This is a genomic window from Bowmanella yangjiangensis (assembly GCF_017255015.1).
Classification (GTDB): domain Bacteria; phylum Pseudomonadota; class Gammaproteobacteria; order Enterobacterales; family Alteromonadaceae; genus Bowmanella; species Bowmanella yangjiangensis.
The window spans coordinates 1-565 of sequence record NZ_JAFKCS010000488.1; the positions used below are offsets into that span (position 1 = coordinate 1).

General features: G+C 54.7%; 1 pseudogene. It reads left to right on the top strand.

The features are described 5' to 3' along the window. Positions 1-349: 349 nt before the first annotated feature. Positions 350-565: pseudogene (locus J0A65_RS25300) on the top strand (superoxide dismutase [Cu-Zn] SodC1); the annotation flags it as partial.

Here is a 565-nt window from a genome sequence, read left to right on the forward strand (position 1 = left end):
GCTCATGTCAACTCCTCAAAGGGTAAAGGTGTCCGCTTCTAGGTGGCGGGCAGGTGATGGAGTGTTAGCAATGCCAGTGCCAGTATTAAAAATATCAATAAAATCAAAGTCTTAAATTGTTTTCTGGTGCTTTGTGCAAAATGGTCTAGGTTGTTCTGGAACGTTATCGATACGGATTGTCGCGTCGTAAATGGAAAAGTTTGCGTCGCGCCAGGCGCACTGCGGCTTCTGCCTGTTCGTTGCGTATTCGTTACGGCGGAATGATTTCGATACGTTGCTTGTCCGGAACCGCTGATCACCTCGGCAGGTCCCTATGCAGACCGTTCATCGACAAGGAGCTCGAACCCTCATGAAACCTCTGATTCCCCTGGCCTTCGCACTGCTCGGTGCCGCCTCCGTACAGGCCAGCGAGACCATCACCGTGACCATGCAACAGGCGACCGAGAAGGGACCGGGTGCGGCGGTGGGTACCGTGACCATCAGTGAGTCCGCTCACGGCCTGGTCTTCACCCCGAACCTCAAGGGCCTGGAGCCGGGCATCCATGGTTTCCATGTGCATGCCAAG